The sequence below is a fragment of the Hyphomonas sp. UBA3601 genome (assembly GCF_002375605.1).
Lineage (GTDB): Bacteria > Pseudomonadota > Alphaproteobacteria > Caulobacterales > Hyphomonadaceae > Hyphomonas.
The window spans coordinates 40,755-42,684 of the sequence record NZ_DFME01000107.1 but is presented as its reverse complement, the minus strand read 5'-3'; the positions used below and the strand labels follow the sequence as shown (position 1 = coordinate 42,684).

At 61.2% G+C, this 1,930-nt stretch carries 2 protein-coding genes and 1 pseudogene; 1 reads left to right on the top strand and 2 read right to left on the bottom strand.

The genetic code is table 11. From position 1 onward, the window contains the following. Nucleotides 1–648: MBL fold metallo-hydrolase (locus B4F73_RS10790; RefSeq protein WP_290483240.1), on the top strand; the 648-nt coding region annotated here is incomplete at its 5' end. 25 nt (nt 649–673) lie between these two features. On the opposite strand, the gene B4F73_RS10785 is transcribed toward B4F73_RS10790, so the two are convergent. Continuing rightward, nucleotides 674–1,678, bottom strand: a complete 1,005-nt coding sequence (locus tag B4F73_RS10785; protein ID WP_290483239.1) for an NAD(P)H-dependent glycerol-3-phosphate dehydrogenase — start codon at nt 1,676–1,678, stop codon at nt 674–676. 45 nt (nt 1,679–1,723) lie between these two features. Beyond that, a pseudogene (locus tag B4F73_RS10780) lies at nt 1,724–1,930 on the bottom strand (acetyl-CoA acetyltransferase); the annotation flags it as partial.

The window sequence follows — 1,930 nt, the reverse complement described above, 5'->3', positions numbered from 1 at the left end:
CTGGCGACGCCTTTGGCGCAGTGGGCGGGTTGCAAGACTTACGCGAAAAATTGCGGCGTGCCGACCGCCAAGGGCGAGCTTGGCAGTGCAGACGACCTTGGCTTCATGCCGGATGTCAAAGTTGGCGATGGCGACGTGATTTCGGGCCCCGGCTGGACACTCGATGTGATTGAGACGCCGGGTCACACTTGCAACCATCTCTGCTTCGGCTTGCGCGAAGAGAATGCGTGTCTGTCGGGTGATCACATCATGGGCTGGTCCACGACTGTTGTCGCGCCGCCGGATGGGGACATGGGCGATTACATGCGCAGCCTCGACAAGATTCAATCCAGGAAATTCGACACGCTTTGGCCTACCCATGGCGATCCGGTGCGTGGCCGCGAATTCGTCGACCATTTCATCACGGAATACGCCAACCACCGCCGGGCTCGCGAAGCTGCCATTCTTGACCAGCTTCGGGCGGGTCAGTCCTCGATCCCTGAAATGGTCAAGGTGATGTACGCCGAAGTCGACAAGCGCTTGCATCCAGCCGCAGCCATGTCTGTGCTTGGTCATATGATCGAGCTGATCAAGACCGGTGTCGCGGTTTCTCCGGATGACAAACCCACCGTCCGGTCTCATTTCGAACTGGTGAAAACCCCGGTGTGACGGGCTTGATGTCGGTAAATCCGTCCTAGACTGTTTCAACCTTGTTCGGACGCATCAGCAGGCGTTGGATCGCGTCATCGACACTGATTGCGCCTTCAATCACATCCGCAACTGCATCACAGATCGGCATGTCGACGCCGCGTTCTGCAGCAATCCGTTTCAGAACCGGCGCGGTTGCGACGCCTTCGGTCACGGCGTTTCGCGCGCCCATGATGTCTTCAAGGGGCTCACCTCTGCCCAACGCCAGTCCGCAGCTCATGTTGCGGCTCGTCTCGGAAGAGCAGGTCAGGACGAGGTCGCCCAGCCCTGACAGGCCGGAAAGGGTTTCGCGCTCGGCGCCCAGGGCAAGAGCGAGCCGGGTCATTTCCGCGCTGCCGCGGGCAATGAGCGCTGCATGGGCAGAGCGGCCCAGGCCCTTGCCGAGTGCGATACCACACGCAATGGCGAGCACATTCTTCACCGCGCCGCCGATCTCTGCACCTAACAGGTCATGCGCGAGGTAAGGGCGGAAATTCGGGGTCGCAACAGCGGCGATCAGTTCGGCGCCAAGGGTTTCATTTTCGATGGCAAAGGTCACAGCCGTCGGCAGGCCCTTGGCCACATCGATGGCGAAGCTCGGGCCGGACATGACAGCCGGAACCGCTTCGGGCAGCTCGTCGGCCAGCACCTGCGTCATGAATTCGCCTGTCTTCAGTTCGATGCCTTTGGAGCAGAGGACAACTGGTGTGCCGGGGCGGATATGCTCTTTCAGTGCCTGCAAGGTTGCCCGTGTGTGCTGGGCAGGGGCGACAGAAAAGAGCGCGTCCATCAGGTGCAGGTCTGCGAGGTCCGATGTCGCCTTGAGCGCGGGGTTCAAAGGTACGCCCGGCAGGAAGACCGTATTCTCATGGCGCGTATTGATGGCTTCGGCCACCTCTGCTTCGCGGCACCAGATCAGCACGTCCTGGGCCTCACGGGTCAGCATCTGGGCAATCGCTGTGCCCCATGCGCCGCCGCCAATGACGCCGAATGTCTTGAAATGTTTCGTCATGCGCCGGAGATTGGTCGAAACCGGGGGGCGGGGCAAGCGGCTCGGTCAGATGAAACTGAACGTGCCACGCTCCTTTTCAGTATCCACGCTGACGGCAACCTTGCGGCCGACGGGCGAGGCATCTTCACGTAACGTCGCGAGCGCAGCGGGGGATGCGACGGCAAGTGCCCGGCGCCCATCCTCGAGGCGTACGAACGCGATGCCTTTGTTCGGTCCTTCCTTGCCATGCGTGACCGTGAAGGTTTCCAGCGT